The 21,889-nt window shown below is 63.3% G+C and carries 18 protein-coding genes; 7 read left to right on the top strand and 11 right to left on the bottom strand.

What is annotated here, in order from left to right:
* Positions 1-245 precede the first annotated feature (245 nt).
* From QZY03_RS01985 to QZY03_RS01970, 4 genes are read left to right on the top strand one after another with little or no spacing between them, the layout of a single operon-like run.
* A complete protein-coding gene (locus tag QZY03_RS01985) occupies positions 246-434 on the top strand; it encodes a type I restriction-modification system subunit M N-terminal domain-containing protein (protein ID WP_295577730.1) in 189 nt (62 codons plus the stop codon).
* Positions 431-1,519, top strand: a complete 1,089-nt coding sequence (locus QZY03_RS01980; RefSeq protein WP_295577726.1) for an AAA family ATPase — start codon at positions 431-433, stop codon at positions 1,517-1,519. The genes QZY03_RS01985 and QZY03_RS01980 overlap by 4 nt, the downstream gene beginning before the upstream one ends.
* A 4-nt stretch (positions 1,520-1,523) precedes the next feature.
* Positions 1,524-2,663: a hypothetical protein gene (locus tag QZY03_RS01975; RefSeq protein WP_295577723.1), complete on the top strand. Its 1,140-nt coding sequence runs from the start codon at positions 1,524-1,526 to the stop codon at positions 2,661-2,663.
* Entirely contained in the window at positions 2,660-3,040 is a 381-nt protein-coding gene (locus QZY03_RS01970; protein ID WP_295577720.1) for a hypothetical protein, read from the top strand. The genes QZY03_RS01975 and QZY03_RS01970 overlap by 4 nt, the downstream gene beginning before the upstream one ends.
* Before the next feature lie 62 nt (positions 3,041-3,102).
* On the opposite strand, the gene QZY03_RS01965 is transcribed toward QZY03_RS01970, so the two are convergent.
* Positions 3,103-6,102 carry a tubulin-like doman-containing protein gene (locus tag QZY03_RS01965; protein WP_295577718.1) on the bottom strand — a complete coding sequence of 1,000 codons (3,000 nt, stop codon included), beginning with the start codon at positions 6,100-6,102 and terminating at the stop codon, positions 3,103-3,105.
* 207 nt (positions 6,103-6,309) lie between these two features.
* Between QZY03_RS01965 and QZY03_RS01960 the strand changes: the two genes are divergently transcribed.
* Together QZY03_RS01960 and QZY03_RS01955 are read left to right on the top strand one after the other, a co-directional pair.
* The gene (locus QZY03_RS01960) at positions 6,310-7,221 is read left to right on the top strand and encodes an SUMF1/EgtB/PvdO family nonheme iron enzyme (RefSeq protein WP_295577716.1); all 912 of its coding nucleotides are present in this window, start codon (positions 6,310-6,312) and stop codon (positions 7,219-7,221) included.
* Positions 7,222-7,231: 10 nt separating this feature from the next.
* Entirely contained in the window at positions 7,232-8,383 is a 1,152-nt protein-coding gene (locus QZY03_RS01955; RefSeq protein ID WP_295577713.1) for a transporter substrate-binding domain-containing protein, read from the top strand.
* 271 nt (positions 8,384-8,654) lie between these two features.
* Here QZY03_RS01955 and xerC read toward each other — a convergent pair whose 3' ends face one another.
* From xerC to QZY03_RS01910, 9 genes are all read right to left on the bottom strand, one after another.
* Positions 8,655-9,560, bottom strand: coding sequence for a tyrosine recombinase XerC (gene xerC, locus QZY03_RS01950; protein ID WP_295577711.1), 906 nt, complete (start codon positions 9,558-9,560; stop codon positions 8,655-8,657).
* Entirely contained in the window at positions 9,557-10,411 is an 855-nt protein-coding gene (locus tag QZY03_RS01945) for a DUF484 family protein (RefSeq protein ID WP_295577709.1), read from the bottom strand. The genes xerC and QZY03_RS01945 overlap by 4 nt, the downstream gene beginning before the upstream one ends.
* Positions 10,408-11,238: a diaminopimelate epimerase gene (gene dapF, locus QZY03_RS01940; protein WP_295577707.1), complete on the bottom strand. Its 831-nt coding sequence runs from the start codon at positions 11,236-11,238 to the stop codon at positions 10,408-10,410. Before dapF ends, QZY03_RS01945 begins: the two co-directional genes overlap by 4 nt.
* Before the next feature lie 248 nt (positions 11,239-11,486).
* Positions 11,487-12,161, bottom strand: coding sequence for a trans-aconitate 2-methyltransferase (locus tag QZY03_RS01935; protein ID WP_295577705.1), 675 nt, complete (start codon positions 12,159-12,161; stop codon positions 11,487-11,489).
* Entirely contained in the window at positions 12,158-13,405 is a 1,248-nt protein-coding gene (lysA, locus tag QZY03_RS01930) for a diaminopimelate decarboxylase (RefSeq protein WP_295577703.1), read from the bottom strand. The genes QZY03_RS01935 and lysA overlap by 4 nt, the downstream gene beginning before the upstream one ends.
* 112 nt (positions 13,406-13,517) lie before the next feature.
* Entirely contained in the window at positions 13,518-13,748 is a 231-nt protein-coding gene (locus QZY03_RS01925) for a lipoprotein (protein ID WP_295577701.1), read from the bottom strand.
* Between the two features lie 349 nt (positions 13,749-14,097).
* Positions 14,098-17,004, bottom strand: coding sequence for a DNA methyltransferase (locus QZY03_RS01920; protein ID WP_295577700.1), 2,907 nt, complete (start codon positions 17,002-17,004; stop codon positions 14,098-14,100).
* 115 nt (positions 17,005-17,119) lie between these two features.
* Entirely contained in the window at positions 17,120-17,494 is a 375-nt protein-coding gene (locus QZY03_RS01915) for a hypothetical protein (protein WP_295577698.1), read from the bottom strand.
* A 96-nt stretch (positions 17,495-17,590) separates the two neighbouring features.
* Complete coding sequence (locus QZY03_RS01910; RefSeq protein WP_295577696.1) at positions 17,591-18,487, bottom strand: META domain-containing protein; 897 nt, start codon at positions 18,485-18,487, stop codon at positions 17,591-17,593.
* A gap of 426 nt (positions 18,488-18,913) precedes the next feature.
* Between QZY03_RS01910 and QZY03_RS01905 the strand changes: the two genes are divergently transcribed.
* Positions 18,914-19,120 (top strand): cold shock domain-containing protein, encoded by a 207-nt coding sequence (locus tag QZY03_RS01905; RefSeq protein WP_295577694.1) that lies wholly within the window; start codon positions 18,914-18,916, stop codon positions 19,118-19,120.
* 204 nt (positions 19,121-19,324) lie between these two features.
* On the opposite strand, the gene QZY03_RS01900 is transcribed toward QZY03_RS01905, so the two are convergent.
* Entirely contained in the window at positions 19,325-21,157 is a 1,833-nt protein-coding gene (locus QZY03_RS01900) for a long-chain fatty acid--CoA ligase (RefSeq protein WP_295577692.1), read from the bottom strand.
* Positions 21,158-21,889: the final 732 nt, after the last annotated feature.

Below are 21,889 nucleotides of genomic sequence, written 5' to 3'. Positions count from 1 at the left end.
CTGCGCTTATCCACCCTACGAAACCGGCTCCGTTGTAGGGTGGATAAGGCGCGCCGCTCGGTCTCGGGGACTCGGCACGGCGGTCGCGCGCGCCGCATCCACCAGAGGTCGCGCGGTGCCGCCCAAATTTGGAATTGCTGCCCGGGCAAGGTTGAAGGCCAGCCGCCCGCCCACGTCGGGTATCATGGCTGGTTACCGAAGTCAGCGCGCCGCGCTGCCTGAACAACGGAACCCAACCGACGCGCATGAACTCGGAGACCAACGCCCAACTCGCCGCTTTCATCCGGGACATCTGCAACCTGCTGCGCGGTCCCCATAAGCGCAACGAGCCCCGCAAGGTCATCCTGCCGCTGACGGTCCTGCGCCGCTTCGACTGGATCCTGGCCCCGACCAAGCAGGCGGTGCTGACCCTATTATCGGAGGTGACCGCATGATCACGCGCCTCTATGTCGATAACTTCCGCTGCCTGGTGAACTTCGAACTGAAGCTTGAGAATTTCAACCTGTTAGCGGGCCTCAACGGATCGGGCAAGTCGTCGGTGCTCGATGTGGTCGATGGGCTGCAGCGCTTGCTTTCCGGGCAAGCCAAGGTCAACGACAAATCCGTCCTGCCCTACGCCAGCCGCACCCGCTGGAGCGACCGTGACACCCAAGTCGTCGAGTTACACATCCAGGTCGGCGGCGAGGAAATGCGCTACCGCCTCAAGGTTCAGCACGAATCGGGCGGACGCCGGGCGCGGATTATCGAAGAGCGACTCGCAGTTCCGGATGGACCTCTGTTCCTGTTTGAGAACGGTGACGTACAGCTGTATCGCGACAATCTCAGCGAGGGACCCATGTTCGCGGCTGAGTGGAGCGAATCTGCCCTTGCCCGCGTGCCGCCGCGCCACGATAACCAGCGCTTGACGGCCTTTCTTGAACTCATGCGCAGGGTCCAGGTCTGCCGGTTGAACCCGGCCGCATTCGTCAACGATACCCCCCAAGAGAGCCAGGCCCTCAGTCGCAATGGGGAGAATTTTTCATCCTGGTACCGGCATCTGCTTCAGGAGCACGGAGACAGCTTTGACTACCGGGCGGTTCTCCAGGCGACCATCCCAGGCTTCCAGAAGCTCAGGCTCGAAAAGGTTGGGTCTGAGGCCAGGACACTGGTGGCGGTCTTCGGTTCCGGTAAGGAAGAATACGAGTTGGCGCTCGAAGAGCTATCCGACGGCCAACGCGTACTCCTGGTCCTTTACGGCCTGCTCCATTTCCTGGATAAGTCCGGGCGTTTTCTCTTCCTGGACGAGCCTGACAATTTCCTGGCGGCCGCGGAGATTCAGCCATGGCTCCTTTGCGCTGAGGATGCCATCGGCGACGGGCTGCCGCAGGTGGTGATCGTCTCTCACCACGCCGAGGTGATCGACTATCTCGGCGGCGACCGCGGCCTCCTCCTGGAGCGTGAGGTCACCGGGGTGACCAAGACTCGGCCGCTGCGCGATGTCGGCATCCCCGATACGATGAAGCTCTCCGATCGGAGGTAACCGCATGATCGATCCCATCCCTTTCTTGAGCCCGCGCATGGAGGGTGAGCGCTTCGACGCGCATGCGATCCCGCTGGAACTGCTCAAGGACCTGGCCGTGCTGGAGGAAATGGTCATTGAGGTTGCCAAATGGCGCTATCTCCAGGATCACGAGGACCGAAAGCGCACTCCCCGCGGCTTCACCGACGGCATCGCACTCAAGCTGACGGCGGTCGAGCCGGGCAGCGCTATCCCGCGGATCGACTTATTTGCCCAATCAGACGGGTTCTTCCCACCCGGTAGTCAAGTCTATTTCGAGCAGGGCCGCGAGCACATCCTTGGGGCCATTGATGCCGCCAACCGCGACGGCCGTATTTCGGACTACCTTCCTGAGTCCTTGCTCGGCTATTTCGACCGCATCGGCCGCAGTCTGCGCGAGGGCGAGGCCATTATCTTCGATCCCCGGAATGTGAATCGCCCGGCGCGTCTGACCCGCTCCAGCCGTCGCAAACTCTTGCTCGCCTCATCCCAGACGCGCGAACTGACCGAAGAGGTCACGTTGCGCGGCACCATCCCGGAGGCCGACCAAGACCGCATGACCTTCGATCTTCAGGTGACCAACGGCCCGCGGGTCACTTCACCCCTAGCTCTGCAACACCTGCCGACGGTTTTGGAAGCGTTCAATGGGTTCCAGAAGGGCACCCGGGTGCAAGTGAGGGGCATCGGGCGGTTCAACCGCAACGAACGGCTGCAGGGCTTGGCCGAGGTCGAGCACATCGGCATCCTGGACGCCAACGACGTGGCGGCCAGGCTGGACGACCTGCGTGGGTTAAAAAACGGCTGGCTCGACGGCCGCGGATTCGCCCCTAGCCCGCAGGGCTTGGATTGGCTCGCCCGGTGCTTTGGCTCACACTACCCGGACCTGCTCCCGCCACCCTATCTCTATCCCACTGCCGAAGGAGGCGTCCAAGCAGAATGGTCGCTCGGCACTCATGAGATTAGCCTGGAAATCGACCTGGATCGCCGGGCCGGCGAGTGGCATTCACTTGACACCGGGACCCACGTCGACGACTGGAAGGAACTGGACTTGGCGCAACCCGTGGCTTGGGCCATGATCACTGCGGAAATTGAGCAGCAGCAGGGACTTGCTGTGGAGCGCGCATGAAGGCCGAAACCGAACTGTTGCGCCAGATTAATCGCAACTTCATCCAAGACGGCCGCGTCTCCTCCCAAGCGTTCCGTCCCACCCCCAAGGACGCGGGGTGTCTTTCGGTCTACGACGGAGATCTGATCAACCCCAGCGCCGCCTATGCGCACTTCACGGGCAGCCTGGGGTTCCAATCCAGCGGTGTTCAGGCCGTAACCGTTGCCGAGTGCGCAGGGCTCGACTTGCCTGCGCGACCTGATCCCGCTCCCTTCCCCGAGCATGCGGTCATCGACTTTTCCGCCTTTCAGAAGCGGCAGGTCGAGGGCAAGGCCAAGCAGTTGCGCGTCTTGGCCGAGGCGCGAGGCTGGCGCTATCGGGCCGAGGTCGGGTCTTGATCCGCAGGCGGTTCAGGCGATGAAATGGCAGACTTATCTACACCATTTTTTGGGACACGGCTTCAACCGCCCTTAAGAATCTGAATCGCCCCGCGCGCCGCCGCCTCGAAGCGGCGATAGACCGGGTCTTCGAAGTCGTTGCGCCGCTCGGCGAGGATCTGCTTCAACTCATCACGCACGGCGGCCTGGAGCGCGGCACGCTGGTCGACGTGCCGGAAGGCGTCTCCCGCCAACTGCGCCTGGGTCGCATCGACGAGCCGTTGCGCGGCGGCGAGGTCGATGGTCTCGAACACCTCCGGCAGCCCCTTACCGAGGCGGGTGCGCACCGGCAGGCCGTCGGCGTCTTCGCTGATCAGGTAAAGTTCGTTGAGGCCCGTGGTCGGACTGGTGACGGTACTGATGAGGCCCAGCGCCTTGGCCAGCAGCAGGGACGGCAGGGCCTTGTCGCGTTGGGCGCGTTCATCGGCCAGGACAATCTCGGGCCACTGGGTGCCGTCGCCTTCGCCGTGCAACTCCAGCTTCAGCCGGTCCGGATTGTCGACCTGGGCAAGACGGCGCTCGTATTGCTCCTTGAGGAAGCGGGTGGCCTTGGCCAGCCGCAGCGGGAACAGGTTGGTGAGCCCGAGCAGGGTGATCTCATTGGGCTTGGTCTCGCTCTTGATGATGGCCACCGGGATGTCGCCGCGGAAGTTGTCGCGGAACAGAGCCTCCAGGTCTTCACTGAACTGAGCCAACTCGGGGGTCGCCGGGAGGATGACCAGGAACTGCGAGACCTTGGTCTTGGCCGCGCCCATGGTGACGGCCTGGGAGTCGAACTCGATGAAATTCCCCGCCTGGTTGACCAGATCGTGAATGAATTTCTTGAGCTCGTCGGTGCGTCCCGAATACTCCCGCTCCAATTGGCCGATGATGTTGACCCCGAGCAATGGACGACGGTCACGGTTGGACGCGACCAGCGCGTCATGCGCCGCCTGTGAGCTTTGCGCACAGCGCTGCTCCATCACATCGAAGAAGCGCTGGCGGCTGATCCGTGCCTGGAAGGCGGAAAATGACGGATCGGCGGCAATCTGTTCGATGAGGGCGAGACGCACCGCCTGCGACTGCCGGGTCTGTTCGCCGCGGTCTTTCTCCAGATCGCGCGCGAACCCGCGGACGTTCTCCGCATTGTAGAAGCGCACCAGTGATTGGCGCAGATCAGGTGTTTCACCATCGTTGATGCGCGCGTCGATGCGCTCCTTGAATTCCTTGATGGACTCATCCACCAGCCGGGTGCAGGCCGCGACGTCGGCCGCCAGCGCATTGAACTCGTTGACGGCTTCCTGAAGCAAGCGTTTGGCGAAGGCCCAGGCTTCCGCCTGGGTGCGGGCGGTATAGAGTTCCCGCAGCGCCTCGCCCTGGAGATCGAGCAGGTTGCGGCGCTTGCCGAGCAGTTGCGAGACCAGACCGACCTGCGCATAGTCGGCCCGATTGACCGCCACCCGCTGTTCGGCGCTGTCGGCGTTGTTCTTGGCGCGGGTGATGCGGTCGTCCGTGCCCAGCAGCCGCTCTTCCAGCGCGGCGATGAGGGCAGCCAGACACCGGGTGATATCCTGCATGGACTTGACGCCGTTCTTCCACTCATCGAACAGCTCGCCCTCGACCCGGCGGCGCAATTCACGGACATGGTCCTTGCGCGCCTGAAGTTTGGTTTCATAGAACTTGCGCACGCCGAGGCCGCGGTAACTTTCCGCGAAGCGCTGCGCCATGAGCTTATCGATCTCATTAATCCAGACCTTGTCGTCCTGAGTCTGCACCAGCCCCATGAGTTGCGGCAGCACATCCAACCATTCGTTGACGATGGGCTTCCATTTCTTATTGTTGATCTCCTCGGACAGAATGCCGCGCGACAGCGTCAGGTGCTCGTCGGTCAGCGACCAGCGCTCCAGTGTCTGACTGTCGCGCACGAACTCGCCGAAATCCTGGTTGCGCGGCTCATCCCGGAACCCGAAGGTATCGTCCCAATTGTTATAGCGCAGTTGCAGGGCGGCCTGGCGGGCGAAGCGGTAGGTGAGATATTCCCGGATCTCCATCTCGGGGACTGCCAGGCGCTTGATACCGAAGGTGAGAAAGCGCTTGGAGCGCAAAGGGGCGGTGCTGCCCGGGCGGGTCTCCGCGGTGCCGTCGCCGTTCTCGGCATTCTCCATCTTCTCCAGGAGTTTCATCGCCTCCGCATTGCGCACGGCGACCAGCTTCTGGAACAGAAAATCGGCGACGACACCGGGCAGCGTCTTGTCGACGTCCACTTGCAGGCCGTTTTCGTTGCGATTGGAGAAGAGATAACAGCCGTTGAACGGATCGCTGAGCGCGAGCCGCTCACCCCGCTCGGCGATATCGTGGGGCTGATAGGCGCCGACGCTCAGCGCATTCAATTCGAGCAGCGCAGCATAGCCATTGGCGTGGTAATTGCCGGTGTCCCAATTCGGATTCGGAATTTCCTCGGGCAGCAGGGCATAGATCACGATGCGGTACATGCGCGGATCGCGATAGAGCCCGCGAATCTGCGCCACCGTATCGATCACCGCACCGCTGCCGGTCCCGCCGGCCAGACCGCAGCAGACGTGGAAGGTCACACTGGCATCGCCGCCGGTGCTGAGTTCGCCGGCGAGTTGCTTAAGCTGATCCTTGAACTGGCGCGCCTTGCAGGCGAACAGAAAGCGCCCGAGCCGGCGTTTCTGGCCGCCCAGGGTCTCCCCGACGATGCTGCTCAGAATGTCTTTCCATTGGTCGCGGCTGCCGATCCAGGGCTGGATATTCGGATGCCCGCTGATATTGTCGAGTATCTGGTTGAGGTTCCCGCCGGTGATCAGGAGCTGACTGCGGGTGGCCAGTTGGACGCTTTCCCCGAGAATACGCCAGGTGGCGTCGTCGATGGCCATCATCTCCTTGCTCGAATCGACATACAGATAGCGCAGCCTGACCTGGTCGGGCTCGCTGCCGCGGTACTCCTGAAAGACGTTCTTGCGCAGGGCACGGAGGATTTTGCCCCCGGTGCCGCCCAGACCGATGACCAGGTGGTTCTTCATAGCCGATTCTCAGGGTTAAACAGGGCAAGTTGACAGCCTGTCCCCGTGGGGAGCGCCCGGCTGTCGGGTGATTATGGGGCAAGCGCCCGTGATTCGTCATGCGTCCTTGCCCGCCGCTCCCGGCGTCGCTATGATCACGCATCATGTTGTGTAGCCGCCGTTCGGATGTCCTGTCCGTTCATCGGCATCCGTTTTCGGAGGTTGACCATGGCCGAACAGACCGGCCGCACCGGCAAATGCACCAATTTCGGAAATTGCACCCTGGCCGACACGGGGGCCGACGTCAGCATCCCCGAGGGTGCAGCGCCGGTCTGCACGGAATGCGGCCGGGGTCTCATGGTGAGCCAGCCGGGAAAGGACCGCTCTAAGCTGATCGGCGGCGTCATCGCCCTGGTCGTGCTGGCGGCCATCGCCGTGGCGGCGATGACGTTCCTGTGGGACTACCTGATGCCCGCGGCCGCACCGGAACCACCGGCGGTCGCGGAGCCGATGGAGCCGCCGCCGCCGCGGACAGAATCGGTGCTGCCGGCACCGCCCCAAGCGGAGCCTGTTCTCCCGCCGCCCCAAGCGGAACCCGGTCCGCCGCCGCCCCCTGCCGCGGCGGTTGATCCGAATATGGTCAAGCTCGCCGATTTTTTCATCGACCGAACTGAAGTGAGCGTCGGCGACTATCGGTCAGCGTTCCCTGGTTACCGTTCCCCCAAAGGCTTCACCGATGACCTGCCGGTGGTCGACATCACCTGGGAGAACGCCAAACGATTCGCCGAAAAGAGCGGCAAACGCTTGTGCCGGGAAAGCGAATGGCTCTTTGCCCTGGGTGATGAGTTGAGCGACCCCGCCAAGGCCGCGCTGGGCGGCAGTACCATGGACAAGCCCCGCAGCGTCAGCGATGACCGCGACGAGAACAGCCACGGCCTGCTCAATATGGTTGGCAATGTCAGCGAATGGGTGGATTCGGGAACCGAAGAGGCCGCTTTCCTGGGGGGTTACTGGTATTGGGACCGGGAAGGCCGCCCGCTCGCCGATCTGAAGCGGGTGAACCGCCTCGGCACCAAAGGCACCTATCATCACTACATCGGATTCCGAACCTGCCGCGACGCCGATCCGGCAGCCAATTAAGGAGCATGCGATGAAATCACGCAACCGCCGGCTGTTGCTGCTCGTTGTCCTCGGCCTGGCACCGATTCTGCTCCCGTGGAGCCTCGCCGAAGCGCGCGGTCTCGCTGAGATCAGGAGCAGCGGGGTGATCAACATCGGCATCCGGGATGACATTCCGCCCATCCAGTACCGGGACAAACGCGGAGAACTGGTCGGCATCGATCCGGACCTCGGGCGAGCGCTGGCCGATGCGCTGGGCGTCAAACCGGAGTGGACCATTCTCCCCGGCGCGAAAGCCCGCGAAGAGCTGCTGCTCAAACAGAAAGTGGATGTGGTGATCTCCAGCTTCTCCATTACTCGTGAGCGGCTGGAGGTGATCGACTTTTCCGACCCCTATTTCACGACCGGACTGGCGGTCATGATCAGAGCCAAGGACCAGGATCGGATCAAGAGTTATAAGGATCTCACCGGGAAGACAGTCACGGCGACCCGCGGCAGTACGGGCGAACGGCTCATCAGCGAACTGATGCCCGGTGCCAATTTTTTCCTGGTGACCGCGACCGCCGATACCTATGCCGCGCTCACCGGCGGCAAGACGGATGCGCTCATCAACGACAAGGTGTTTCTCGAGCACTATGCCTCTCAAAACCCTGGTCTCCTCGTCTTGGACGGCACCCTGTCGGCCGATCAGTACGGCATCGGGGTCAACAAAGCGGACAACGACCTGCTTGGCTTCATCAATGAGTTTCTGACGAAGATCAAGAACAACGGCACTCTGGCCCGAATCATCGGGAAATACTCCAAGTTCGATCCGAACATGGAACCCGAACCGGTCAAGACCGAGACACTGAGCACCTATGTCGTCAAGCCGGGGGACACCCTGTCGCGGATCGCACTGGCGTTCTACAACGATCCGACGCGCTGGCCCGTCATCTATGCCGCCAACCGGGACACGGTGAAATACGCCAATGTCCTCAACGTCGGCGCGACCCTGCGGATACCGTCATTGGACAAATCGGCGGCGGCAGCCCCGGTGCCGCCCAAGGGTCCGGCAGCGGGCGATGAACTCAAACGCAAGCTCAAAGAGGCGGAGTCGCTGTACAAGAACAACTATATCGACAAGCAGACCTATGAGGAGATCAAAAAGGAACTGCTGCGCAAGCATCTGATCGAGAGCCGATAGGTAAATGGTCAGAAATAAGTGAAACAACGACCGAGATGCCAAAGGCGGCCTCGATCAAGATTCCGGCCACTTGAGCTCGCCGAATGCGTAGTCAGGCCATCCTGGCCTGACACGGTCAGGGCTGGAAGCCCTGACTACGCACGCCGCTGGCCGGGATTACCATCAAGGCCAGAAATTTCGGAACTGATCGCGGCCGGAACGATGATCAAGGCCCCAAAGGCATCCCCTAATGGACTTGTTTAGCCTATGAGTGAACGGCTCCCGGGCGCTATCAACTCTTACGCTTCGCCCGCGGATGCGCCTGATCATAGACCTGCGCCAAATGCTGAAAATCCAGGTGCGTGTAGATCTGGGTAGTGCTGATATCGGCGTGGCCGAGCAGCTCCTGCACCGCGCGCAGATCCCCGGAGGATTCCAGCAGGTGGCTGGCGAATGAGTGGCGCAGCAGGTGGGGATGGACGTGACGGTCCGCACCCTGTTCCTGTGCCCACTGGGCGACGCGGGTGCGCACCGTGCGCGGGTGGATGCGGTTGCCCCGGCTGCTGACGAAGAGTGCCGGTTCATCGCCGGCCGCCAGGTTGGCACGCACACGCATCCAGTACGCAACGGCCTCGCGTGCCTGGGTACCGACCGGAACCACGCGGGTCTTATCGCCTTTGCCGGTGACGCGCAACGCGGCATCCGCCATATCGATGTCGCCCAGATTGACACTGACCAACTCGGACAGGCGCAGCCCGGATGAGTAGAAGAGTTCGATCATGGCCGTGTCGCGGATGGCGAGCAGGTCATCGACGGGGCGATCGAGCAGACCGCACAGTTGGTCCGCATCCAGGGTGGCCGGGAGCTTGCGCGGGGTCTTAGGCGCACGGATGCCCACCGCGGGGTTATTGGGCACCCGTCCTTCGCGCAGCAGCCAGCGGTAAAGACTGCGCAGGCTGGACAGTTCACGTTGCAGGGTGCGGCCGCCGACGCCGGAGCGATGGCGCCAGGCGATGTAACGACGGATTTGCGGCTGGTCGAGCCGGGTGATGGCGTCGACGTCGCCCCCGGCATCGGTCAGCCAGGTGCTGATGCGCTCGAGGTCGGCGCGGTAACTGGTGATGGACAGATCGGCCAGCCGCCGCTCATGGGCAAGGTGGGCGAGAAAGGGCTCGATCGGACCGGCCTCGTCGCTCATTCGCTACTGACGTCCTCAACGACCTTCGGCTTGCGCGACCGTGGGGCGCGGGGCTTTTTCGGTGCCGGCGCCTCCGGCATCACGGGCAGCGCGGCCTTCAACGGATCGGGCAACGGCTCCACGCGTGGCCTGGAGGACGCCTGGAGTCCCTGCAGCTTATGGCTGACGACCTCCCCCAGTCGATCCAGCAGGTCGGTGCGCATGTCCGGCTTGAAGCGGTCCGGGTCGGCGGCGCCGATGGCCAGCACGCCGGAACAGCCGGTCCCGCGTAGCGGGATCAGCGCGGCGCACTGGACCTCACCGCCGAGGTCGCCGAACAGGAGGCGGTTCTTCTCCTCGTCCAGCGGACCGCACAGGGCGTGCTCGCGCAGGAGGAACTCCTTGAAGGCGGCAGTCAGCGGATCCCGCGCCGCGTCCGCGGACACCGGGTCGAGCGGGAAGAGTTTGAGCATGACCGCCTGGGCGCTGAACTCGCGCATCAGGGCCTCCTGAAGTACGGAACCAACCTGTTTCAAGTCCGGGGCGATGATCAGTTGCAGCACCAGCACGTGCAGACGGGTGGACAGCGCTTCGTACTCGCGAGCGCGGGCAATCAGCTGTGCCAGGCGACTGCGCTCGGCCTCCAGGTGTCGGCGCAGGACTTTGACCTGGCGCTCGATCAAGGACACGCTACCGCTCGGCGCGTGCGGAACACTCAGGCTGGCCAGCACCGCCGCATTCTGTTCAAAGAAATCCGGGTGATCGCGCAGATAGGCGGCCACCATCTGTTCCGCGGCAGCCGTCTGCGCTGCTCCCGCGTCGACGGACGCCTGAGCTGGCTCGGTGCCCGGCTTGGTCCTGGTCTTGGTCATAGCTCGATCTCCCCCTCGAAGACCCGTTGCGCCGGTCCGGTCATCAGCACCGGTGTACCATTTCCGTCCCACTGTATCACAAGATCACCGCCGGGCAGGCTGACCTGGACCCGCGCGGCGAGCAGCCCGCGCAAGCGTCCGGTGACCACCGCGGCACAGGCGCCGGTCCCGCAGGCCAGGGTTTCGCCGACGCCGCGTTCAAAGACCCGCAGCCGGATATGCTCGGGCGACAGAACCTGCATGAAACCCACGTTGACGCGCCGGGGAAAGTGCGGGTGCGTTTCGAGACGCGGCCCGAGCCGCTCCACCGGCGCATTGTCGGCATCTTCCACCAGCAGCACGGCATGAGGGTTACCCATGGACACGGCGCCGATGGAGACCGCCTGTCCATCCACCGACAGCCGGTAGACCAGCGCCTGCTTCGCGGCCCGGAAGGGGATGCGGGCCGGCTCCAGCACCGGAATCCCCATGTCCACCCGGACCTGACCGTCCGCCTCGACGAAGATCTGTATGGCTCCCGCGGCGGTCCCGACCGGAATCGCATCTTTGTCCGAGAGCCCCTGATCGCGGACGAAGCGGGCGAAACAGCGGGCGCCATTGCCGCACTGCTCCACCTCGCTGCCGTCGGCATTGAAGATCCGGTAATGGAAGTCAGTGCCGGGCAGACGCGCCGGTTCGACCAACAACACCTGATCGCAGCCGATCCCGCGGTGTCGATCCGCGAGGCGGCGAATGGCCGCCGCATCCAGCGCAACCTGTTGGCGGATGGCATCGAATACGACGAAGTCGTTGCCGAGACCATGCATTTTGGTGAATTTCAGGTGCATAAAATCCGGAGACAGGTCAGCGAATAGACACGTAACAAATGTGCGCAAAGCCAGCGATGCCTTAGGCGATGTCTGTCAATAAATTGACCATCTTAAACCGAAGAGTCTCCGCCAAGGCCGGTCTTGATCATCGTTCCGCCAGCTTCTGCCGAAGCCATCTGGGGCGGAAAACTGATCCACAGATGAACACACACGTTGTTCTTCATCTGTGAACATCTGTGACATCTGTGGATCAATCCGGGGCTTGCTCACGGTGCCGCCAGCCGCCCGAACACCGCCAGGTGCCGGTCGCTCACCACACCCACCTGCAATTCGCTCAATCCGGCCTCCTGCAGTTGGTCTTCGACCTCCTTGGGCTCGAAGGCGGCGAACAGCGAGTTACGGAAGTCGGTACGCAGAAGTTCCGGTTCGTTCGCGGTATAGGTCGCGACCAGCGCCTCGGCCCAGCCGGCGGAAGCCGGCCGCATCAGGTCCATGACCAGCACCAGGGCGCCGGGCCGCGCCGTCTCACGGACGGTCTGCCACAGAACCTGAGGGTTATGCAGTTGATGCAACAGACTGTTGGAGAGGACCAGATCATACTGGCCCGGCGCCAGCGCGGGGCTGGGCAGGCACTCCAACAACAGACGGCAGCGCGGGGCGAGGCCGGGTGCCCGCTCCAGGGTAGCGCGGGCCTGGTCCAGCATGGCGGTCGACCCGTCGACCGCATCGCAGGTGGCGTTCGGGTAGGCGCGCAGGAACCGGCAGACGATATCGGCCGGCCCGCAGCCCAGGTCCAGGGCGCGCGCACCGTGCAGCGGCCCCGGCTTCAGTTCAGCGAGCAGCTTGATGAACAGGGTGTTGGACTCGGAGAAATCGGCCTGGGCATAGGCCAGGGCCTGCTCTGCCCCTTCCATGAGTTCCGGTTCGGGACGACGTTTCATGATAGGACTGACTCCCCGGCGAAGAGGTCGGCGATGGTCTCGCGGCGCCGCACCAGGCTCGCCTGGGCGCCATCCACCATGACCTCCGCGGCCCGCGGCCGGCTGTTGTAGTTGGAACTCATGCTGAACCCATAGGCACCGCTGCCGCGGATGGCCAGCAGATCGCCGGGCGCCAGGGCGAGCAGACGGTCCTTGCCCAGAAAATCCGCGGTCTCGCAGACCGGACCCACCAGGTCGTAACGGGCGGGCACGGCGTCCGCATCCAGCCGCACCGGCACGATCTCCTGGTTGGCCTGGTAGAGCGCCGGGCGCAGCAGGTCATTCATCGCGGCATCGACGATAGCGAAACGCCGATGTTCGGTCGGCTTCAGATACTCCACCCGGGTCAGCAGGATGCCGGCGTTGCCGACGATGGCGCGCCCCGGCTCCAGGATGATCTCGTAGCCGCGCCCGCCCAAGCGGTGCAGCAGGGCCGCCGCATAGGCGCCCGGCTCCGGCGGGTGTTCGCCCCGATAGCGGATCCCCAGGCCCCCGCCCAGGTCCAGGTGCGTGATGGCGATGCCGTCCTGCGCCAGCCGATCGGCCAGTTCCAGCACCCGCTCCAGGGCCGCCAGAAAGGGCGCCAGATCGGTGAGTTGGGAACCGATGTGGCAGTCGATCCCGGTGATTCGCAGGTTCGCCATGCCGGCGGCGCGGCGATAGACCGCCAAGGCGGCCTGGATGTCGATGCCGAACTTGTTCTCCTTGAGGCCGGTGGCGATGTAGGGGTGGGTGCCGGCGTCCACATCCGGGTTGACACGCAGCGAGATGGGCGCGATGCAGCCGAGTTCGCCGGCCACCCGGTCGATCCGTTCCAACTCGGGTTCGGACTCGACGTTGAAACAGCGGATGCCGACCTCGAGCGCACGGCGGATCTCGTCCTCGCGCTTGCCGACACCGGAGAAGATGACCCGCGCGGGCTCGCCCCCCGCCGCCAACACCCGCTCCAACTCGCCCACTGAGACGATGTCGAACCCGGAGCCGAGCCGCGCCAGGACGTTGAGCACCCCCAGGTTGGCGTTGGCCTTGACCGCGAAGCAGATCAGGTGCGGGTGGTCGTGGAAGGCGCGGTCAAACGCGTGCCAGTGCCGCTCCAGGGTCGCCCGGGAATAGACATAACAGGGCGTCCCGAAGCGCTCGGCAATCGCCGTGAGCGGGACCGCTTCAGCGTGCAGCAGCGCGCCTTGATAGTTGAAATAGTCCATGCGATGCTCGGAGGGCGTCTCGGTCAGTGTCTTGATCGGTCGAGTGAAGGGTACACTCGGGGCCGCGGTGGGTGCCTTGCGGCGCGCACGACGCCGTCGTCGGCTACGGGTCCTAGCGGGGCCATGTCTGCCCCGCGTCGTCCGCGGCCCGGTCGGCCGGCTTGGGGACATCCGCACCGGGCGCCGGGACCGCTTGCGTCGCCGGCTCGGACGGTGTCGCCGCTGCGTTCTCCGGAGCCTGCTCCGGCAGATACAGCGGCCCCTTCTGACCGCAGGCGCTGATCATGCTCAGCGTGCCGAGTCCGATGACGACACCGACGAAAAGATAGCGGGCCCAACACATGGTACGGCGCCTCGGGCGCGACGTGGGGAGGAAGCATAGGATTGTAATCCCTTCGGCGCCGCCTGGCGCATCGGCGTCGACGCCGGCCTTGATCGTAACCCCGGCCAGCGGCGTGCGTAGTCAGGGCTTCCAGCCCTGACGGTGTCAGGCCAGGATGGCCTGACTACGCACCCGGCGAGCCTAAATGGCCGGAATCTTGATCGAGGCCGCGTAACGCTAGGGGGAGCCTTCGCCAAGTTGCGGCGCGACCCCACGTGCGTCGTAGTAGAAAATGCCGGCAATCCAGGCGTCGAGCAGGACCAGACCCGTACTCACCGCAGCAGCCGCATCGGGGTCAGCATGGTCATTTTTATGTCTCCTTTGATCGCTCCAGATTTAACGCCAGCAGCCGCCTTAAAATCTCCTCGTCAGCCATCTCCGGCCCGTAGTCCTTCCACCCATAGGCAGCGGCAACCGCCGCATCAAGCGCCTGGTGCGCGTTATCGAGCCAGGTCGGACGCACGTTGTAGAGGTTGGTGAGGGTCCGCTTCTTCAACTCTGGCGCGTACTCAGGCTTCGGGATGATCCGATCCGGGTAGCCGGGGACGACTTCCGGGATACGCTCCACCCACGCAGAAGGGTTCAGCCAGTTCTCGCGCAGGGCGTTGAGCCGGTGGGCGGCCTCGGCGATAGCCAGGGCGACAGGGCGGCGCTCAGGGGCCACGGGCGGGAGGACGATACCGGAGTCCAGGGCTTCGGTGGGGCTAGCGGTGTCCGCGGGGGTTAGGCCGGGGGGGAAGGGGTAGGTTTCACAAGTAGTGCTTGGGGTGTAGCGCGGCCGATCCTCAAGGCTGGTTCCCATCCGTAAAGACCACAACTCATGAATCCGTGAGTGCAGAACGCCGAAGGTGGTATCGTCGGAACGCGAAATAACAATAAGCTGCTGGTCAGGAAGAATCCGCGTATCAAGCCAGAAGAAAATCCTGTATTTTGCGGTCATTGGGGTTGCAATAACGCGGGAAAGTCCTTGAATCGCATGTCGCAAACTAGGTCGTGGCCTTTCATGAATCCACCATTCTTTTTTTGCTATTTCACTTCTAATGCTACTGCGGTAAGGCTTAACTTGAGTCAGAATGTGCTGAAATGGTAACTCATATAAAGCGGCATCAGCTTCTAGCATACTGACTCCGAAATCAATGATCCAGGTATCGGAAGCACGACTCGCGACATCTTTTCCGTTTAACCAAGGTTTGACAACATCACTGTTCGGACGGCCGTTGGGGTTAGGTGCGCGCAGCCATACTCTGGCAAGTTCCCCTTTTATATCAAAATTACCGTATTTCTTTGTACCTTGGAATGCAATCTTGTTTTCTTCGAGTCTAGCGGCCAGAGTAAAATCAAAGCCAGTTGCTTTTTCATCGACTAAAGTTCCTGATAAATCGCTGTAAATCTCGGTTACCAACTTACCATTGAGGCGCGGCATAACGATTTTCTCTGCAACCCCAAAAGCGACTAACGAGACTCGGACTGCTGCACCTTCGTTAATCCAAGCTTCATCACTCCAGGCGTCAAAAATTCGCGTTGATTGAGTAATTGCATCAAGCACCGGACGGTTCCCTGGCTGCCGGATGCTGTTGGTCGCCACCAATCCGGCATACCTGATCCGCCCCCTCGCAATCTCCGCCCGCGCTTTCTCGAACCAGTAAGTGACCAGGTCTGCCCCAGCGGGCACCCGTCCGGTATAAATCCCGTCGAGTGCATCAAAATAGGCGTCTCCCAGAGCGCCGCGCTTCTTGCTCCCACCCAAGAAAGGCGGATTCCCCACAATCACATCCGCCGCCGGCCACTCCGGCTCGGTCCCGTCCGGATTCACCACCGCATCCCGCTGCTCGATAGTATTCAGCGGCTTCAAAATCGGGTTCTTCGAGAGACTGAACCCGTGCGACAGCATCCATTGGATCTCCCCGATCCAGACCGTAACCCGCGCCAGTTCGGCCGCGTAGGGGTTCAGCTCGATCCCCAGGACGCATTCCGGCCCGACCATCGGGAAGGCCCTGGGCAGCCCCAGGGTCTCGGCCTCCAGGATGACCCGATGCTCCAGGTCCTTGAGTCCGAGCAGCGATAGCAGCAGAAAATTGCCGGAGCCGCAGGCAGGGTCGAGGATCCGGAAGTCTGCGAGCCTGGACAGGAAGCGTTGAAGTACGCCCAATGCCTCGTTCTGGCTTTTGGTGCGCGCGGCGGGCGACTTCGCCGCGGCCGCCTTCGCCATCAGCCCCTCGATCTCCACCTTCTTCGCGGTCCACTCATCCCGTAGCGGATCGAGGACCACCGGGTCCACCAGCCGCATGATGGAACCCCGGTCGGTGTAGTGGGCGCCCAGTTGGCTGCGCTTGTCCGGATCGAGCCCACGCTCGAAGAGCGTTCCGAAGATCGAGGGTTCGATGGCCGACCAATCGAGCCCGGCCAGCGCGCGCAGCGTCTTGATGTCGTCCCGTTCCAGCGGCAGCGCGTCGCGCGAGTCGAACAAGCCCCCGTTGAACCAGTCCACCGGCTCAAAGCCGATACGGCCGCCGGTCGCCATGGCGCCGAACAGATCCTCCAGCATCGCGGACAGGCTCGCCGGGTCCTTGAGTCCGGCATCCAGCAGCCGGGTGAACATCTGCCGGGGCAGTAGCTCGATGTCCTCGGCGAACAGGCAGAACAGCAGCCGGATGCAGAAGTGCCCGACCGTCCAGGGGTCGTGTCCGCGGGCGCGGAGGGCCTGCGCGAGGGCGCCGAACTGGCCGGCAGCGGTCTCAGTCAGGGCCGCGGTGGTCTGACCTGGCCGCAAGCGTTCGGGTTCGCTGAAGGCCCACTTCAGCAGCCGGCGCTTACCGGCGTCGCGCAGGTCTTCCAGGGCCAGGACATGCACATCCGGCACCGTCCCGGTGAAGGCGGTATGGATGACGATCCGGTCCAGGTCGCAGACGATCAAGAGCGGCGGATACTCCAGCGCAGGGGTGTAAAGCTGAAGCTGCTTGAAGGCTTCCTTGAGGTCTTTCCCCTTGCCTTTGTATTCCCAGCCGAAACAGTTGCGGCGCCACACGTCCGCCCAGCCGTCCCCTCCCCCAGCCTTGGCGGCGCCCTTTTCAAAGCAGTACCAGCATCCGGACGGGTCGGCCTGTGCCGGCGTCGGTTCATCCAGTAGGTGGCAGAGGTCGAGAAAATGCTCTTGCGAGGCCGAGCGCTCCTTGAGGGTTGCATCTTTCCACTTGTCGATGAACTGGTCGGGGGTCACGCGCTGATCACTCCTTGCTTCTCACTGACGATGTATTAATTTTGGCTGCTGACTGCGAAGTATCTTTTCGTTATCGAATCCCTTTTCTTTCGCGAGAAAACCGGCGTTGCTGGTCTTAAGCGAGCATGTCCGATACGTCGTCCAGCCGTGCGTCACCGATGTTATTCAGGTTCTCCTGCCGCGCAAAATGCTGCTTTAGCTTCCTGATCGTGCTTTCTTTCAATGCCGGCTTCATCTTGAAAAAATACAATGATCCGAAAGCGGCGATAGACGCTTGGTTGTCGGGAAAAACGATCTTGAGGTCTTGGGCAATCGCTTCTTCCGTATCGGTTCCGGTCACCAGGCGGAACCACAGCATTTTCGCGAGTTCGAGTGCCATCTCTTGCTGGTGATCGGTGACACAGGCATGAAGCAGCGGCCAGGAAAACTGAAAAAAGAGATCGTTGACTTTTTTGCTCTTGAGTGCGCGGTGAGGGTTAGCGAGTGGCATGGATCGTCTTCTTTAACTCAGGTCGCCGGTCCGCACAGCGGACCGTACAGGTCACGGTGTTACCGTAGGGTCCGCAGTGCGGACCGTCCGCGGCTATTAAGGCTGCGCTGGTACCGATTGCACAACCGGCTCCGAAGACTGGGTCGGGCCCGGAGCCGGAACCACGACCGGCGCCGCGGCACGCAGCCGGATCGCCACGCTGCCCTCGCCATTAAGCAGGGTCAGTTCACCGCCGTCGATCCGGTAGCCGCGAACGGTGCCCAGGGCCGCCGCGTAGGCCCGCGCCTGTTCCGCGGCCCCTTGCGGACCCTTGCAGGCCATGCGGGTGGTGGCGACCGGCCCGATGGTCAGAGTCTCGCCCTCCAGGGTATAACCGCTCATGTAGCGGTTACAGCCGTCGGAGCCGCCCAGGGTGCCGTCGTCGCGGAACTCCAGATTGATCTCGGTGCCCTTCAGCGCCGAGGCGATGGCTTGTTTGCCAGTGTTGTAGCCTTGCAGTTGCCAGACTTGGCCGACCAGTGGCGCGGGCTTGAGGCGCAGGAAACGCAGCAGCGGTTGGCCCGAGGCGTCCGCGAATTCCAGCAACTCACCGTCGAGCCGGTACGCCGCGACCTTCACCAGGGCCGCGGCAACCGCCTGCTCCTGCTGCATCAGCGGCTCCGGGCAGGCCATCATGGTTGAGGCCAGGTTCGCGTCGAAGCTGAGACGGTCCCCGTCCAGGGTGTAGCCCCCGCCCAGTCGATTGCAGCCGGGGCTTCCCGCGATCCGCCCTCCGGCGAGCTGAAAGCGGGCCGGCGGCGCGCCCGCGGTGACCTCGACCAGGGCATCGCCGACGCGATAGGCCGCGAGTAACCACGAGGTGTCTTCGAGTGTCGGCGCGCTGAGCGTCGGGGCCGGCGCGGGTGCGGCGGCCGGGTTTGCCGGGGCTTCGGCCGCCGCGATCAGCGCAGCGGCAAACAGGGCAAGAACGACAGGCACGGGTGGGTGGTTCATGGCGGACGATCCCTAGTTGTCAGGTTTATAAGGGTTTGGCTCAGACCTCGGGGAACAGGCACCCGGGCCTGACCGGCGGGACCAAGTGTAACGGCGAAAAAGATCACGTGATCTTCCCCTTGGTCCAGCGATTCTACATGGAACAGTGACAGCATCAATCAACCGGAGCGGCCGATCAGGGCCTCGGCCAGGGCGAACATCATCAGCAAACGCCATTGTCCGCGGCAGCAGGCCGCGGACGCTCACACCCGCCGGGCGAATGGTTCCGACAAAGCAGAACTAAGTCTTTAATTAAATGATAATAAAGGCGTTGTTTCGCGATTGGTCTGATGGTAGGTTCGCGCTGCTGGCTCGTAGTTCAGTCGGTACAAGGTGCGCGGTGGTTGTAGGTCGCGCGAATCCATCCGAGCTATAGAGAGTGCGAAAATGTTGACCGGTACGGTAAAAATATGGAATGCGGATCGGGGGGTCGGTTTCATCGCCCGGGATGACGGCGGCCACGACGTGTCCGTCCGCTTCAATGCATTGATGACGAACGGCTTCAAAGCGCTGACGACAGGCCAACGGGTCCGATTCCTCGTCGAGCGCGGCGAGCGCTGTCCGCGGGCAGATAGGGTCGAGCCACTCATGTGACCTTGGGCGATTTCCGGGAATAAAAATCCAGACGGCGCATGCCTGAGAGACCAGGGTTTAAAGGGGCGACTGAAGTCGCCCCTACAGTCGCCCCTACAATCGCCCCCACACGTCGGTCGATCCGTTCCCGAACATTCCCTTAGGACGTTTCGGGCAAAGCCGAACCAACATCCGGCGTGCCCTGCGCGTTTCTGTGTCCTCCAATCAAGCCGGATCCTGTGGCACCTCCCGATGCCGGTAGAGCTGACGTATAACCGGGGCGAACCGGGCCTCCAGGTCGTAGCGCTTCACCTTGGTGGTCGGTGTGACGAGACCGTTCTCAATCGTCCAGGGCTCCAGGCTCAGGTGTACCGCGCGTACCTGAGCGTAGCCCGGGAACGGCCGGAGACGCTCCCGTACCCTGGCCAACACGGCAGCGACGGCCGTCGGATGGTGCAGCGCGGTCGGCGCCCGCGGATCGAGCCCAAGCCGCTCGGCCAAGGGCGCCCAGAGGTCCGGCTCCAGTACCAGCAAGGCCGCCAGATAGGGGCGTCCCTCGCCCAGGATCATGGCCTGAGCGAACAGCGGATCCATGGTCAGGGCCATCTCCATCTCGACGGGAGACACCTTCTCGCCCGCCGAGGTGACCAGAATCTCTTTCAGTCGTCCGCGGATGTAGAGCGACCCATCCCGAATGTCGGCCACATCGCCGGTGTGCAGCCATCCATCGGCATCGATCATGCGGGCGGTCGCCTCGGGGTGGTTCCAGTAGCCCAGCATCACCCCGGGCGTGCGGACGAGCAGTTCGCCCGCCGGTCCGATCCGGACCTCCAGTCCGGACAAGGGGCGACCGACAGAACCCGGTATGCAGTCCTCCGGTCGGGCATTGCTCAGCACGGGGGAGGTCTCGGTGAGCCCATAGCCCTCGGTGAGCGGCAGTCCGAGCCCGATGAAGAAGCGCGCCACCACCGGCGAAAGGGGCGCACCGCCGCTGACGGCGACCCGCAGGCGACCGCCGAGTCGATCCAGCACCTGCGCGGCAACCAGGCGCCGCAGCAGGCGCAAGGTCAGACGCTGGAGCACTCCGAGCGCCGGAACCTGCCCCTGGCGCGCGCGGAATTGCTGCCAACCCAGGTCCACGGTGGTGTCGAACAGCCGCCGTTTGAGACCCCGTTCGCCAAGCCGTGACTGAATGGCCAGGTAAATTTTGTCATACACCCTGGGCACAGCGAGCAACACGGTCGGGCGCACGATCAGCAGATCCTGGCGCAATAACTCGACCGAGCGCGCGAAGCTGATCCGGCTCCCCGCCATCATAGGCAGGTAATAGCCGACCGTGCGCTCAAAACCGTGCGCCAGCGGCAGGAAGGAGAGGAAGCTGTCCGTGGGCCAGGCCGGAATGCGGCGCAGCACGGCCTCTGCCGTCCAGAGGATGCCGCGATGCGACAACATCACCCCCTTGGGTCTTCCGGTCGTCCCTGAGGTGTAGACAATGGTGGCCAGGGAGTCCGGTGCAGCGACCTGCTCCGGCACCGCGGCGGCCGTGTCGGGCAGCCAGTCGGTGAGGTACCGGACGCTCTCATCGTTGGTCGGGGCTTCGCGCAGCAGGCAGAGCACGCGCTGCACATCCGGGAAACATTGACGCCTGGAGGCGAGGGCCGACCAGCGGCGGTCGGAATCCAGGAGCAGTAGACGCGCTCCGGAATCGCCGAGGATATGCGCCAGATTGTCCGGGCTGTCGGTGGTGTAGAGTGGCACGGGTACCAGGCCGAGACTAAGCGCGGCCTGGTCAAAGCAGACCCAGTCGACACTGTTGCGCAGGCTCAGCGCCACCCGGTCGCCGGGTTGCAGCCCTTCGCCCACCAGTCCCTGTTGCCAGCGTGCGACGCGTGCCGCAACCTCCGACCAGGTGAAGTCACGCCAGGTCTTGTCCTCGTACTGCTGGTAGGCGACTGCCGCGGGAGACTGCGCGACCCGCTGCCGGAAGAGTCCGGGAAGCGTTCCGGCCGCAGCGCAGCCGATACAGCTCATGGGCAGGGAGGCGTCATCAAGGTGCATGGTATGGCCCCTATGAAATGCCTGAAATCAGTTCAGCGAACTGCTAAGGCACCTGTACCCCCGAAGTTGATTGCCGGTCTGCGAGTGGCGCTGCGCCGGCCCCTTGATAGCCTTCGTACCTGATATCCAAACCGACCCTTGGTGTAGGGGCGGGTTTGAAACCTGCCCTTACGTCCGGTTATCACGTCCGACGGCTATAACTGCCATGGGCGCTGCTCGCGCCGCGGTTCTTTGTCTTGACAGTATAGCCGGCAGCATCCGCGCCTCCTGATGGTTGGCTGACAACACCGCACAGGGTGCGGTCAACCGCGCGGCGTTAATCTGCACCCAAGGTCGCGATCAGTCGCGGCCGGGTCGCTTTCAACGCAACGATAGGAGCGCGAACCGATGAATGCATATGCGATCACACGTCTTGAGAATACTAACCAGCTGCCGGTGAAGGCGCCGTTCCGCAGGAGGGGCGGCGCGGCATGGGTTGGGAATCGGCGGATGGCAGAGCCTGGCTATAACGCCGCCAACAGCGCTCTCCGGATCGGAGAGGAGCGACTGATCTCAGGAGCCTCCTCAATTGAGGAGGCGATGGCCCGATTCGTTGATGCCAATCCCGCGCAACTCTATCGTGGCGGAGCGTGATCGCAATAAATCGGCGCATTGTACACGTCTCGCGCCGAGTCCCCGCAGTGGCTGCGGCTTGGCGGGTACGCGATGCGTACCCTACGGGATGTTCAAGTG

This window comes from uncultured Lamprocystis sp., from assembly GCF_903933125.1.
GTDB lineage: Bacteria > Pseudomonadota > Gammaproteobacteria > Chromatiales > Chromatiaceae > Thiodictyon.
Note: the sequence above shows the minus strand (reverse complement) of the source record. Positions and strands in the feature narration are given on the sequence as shown.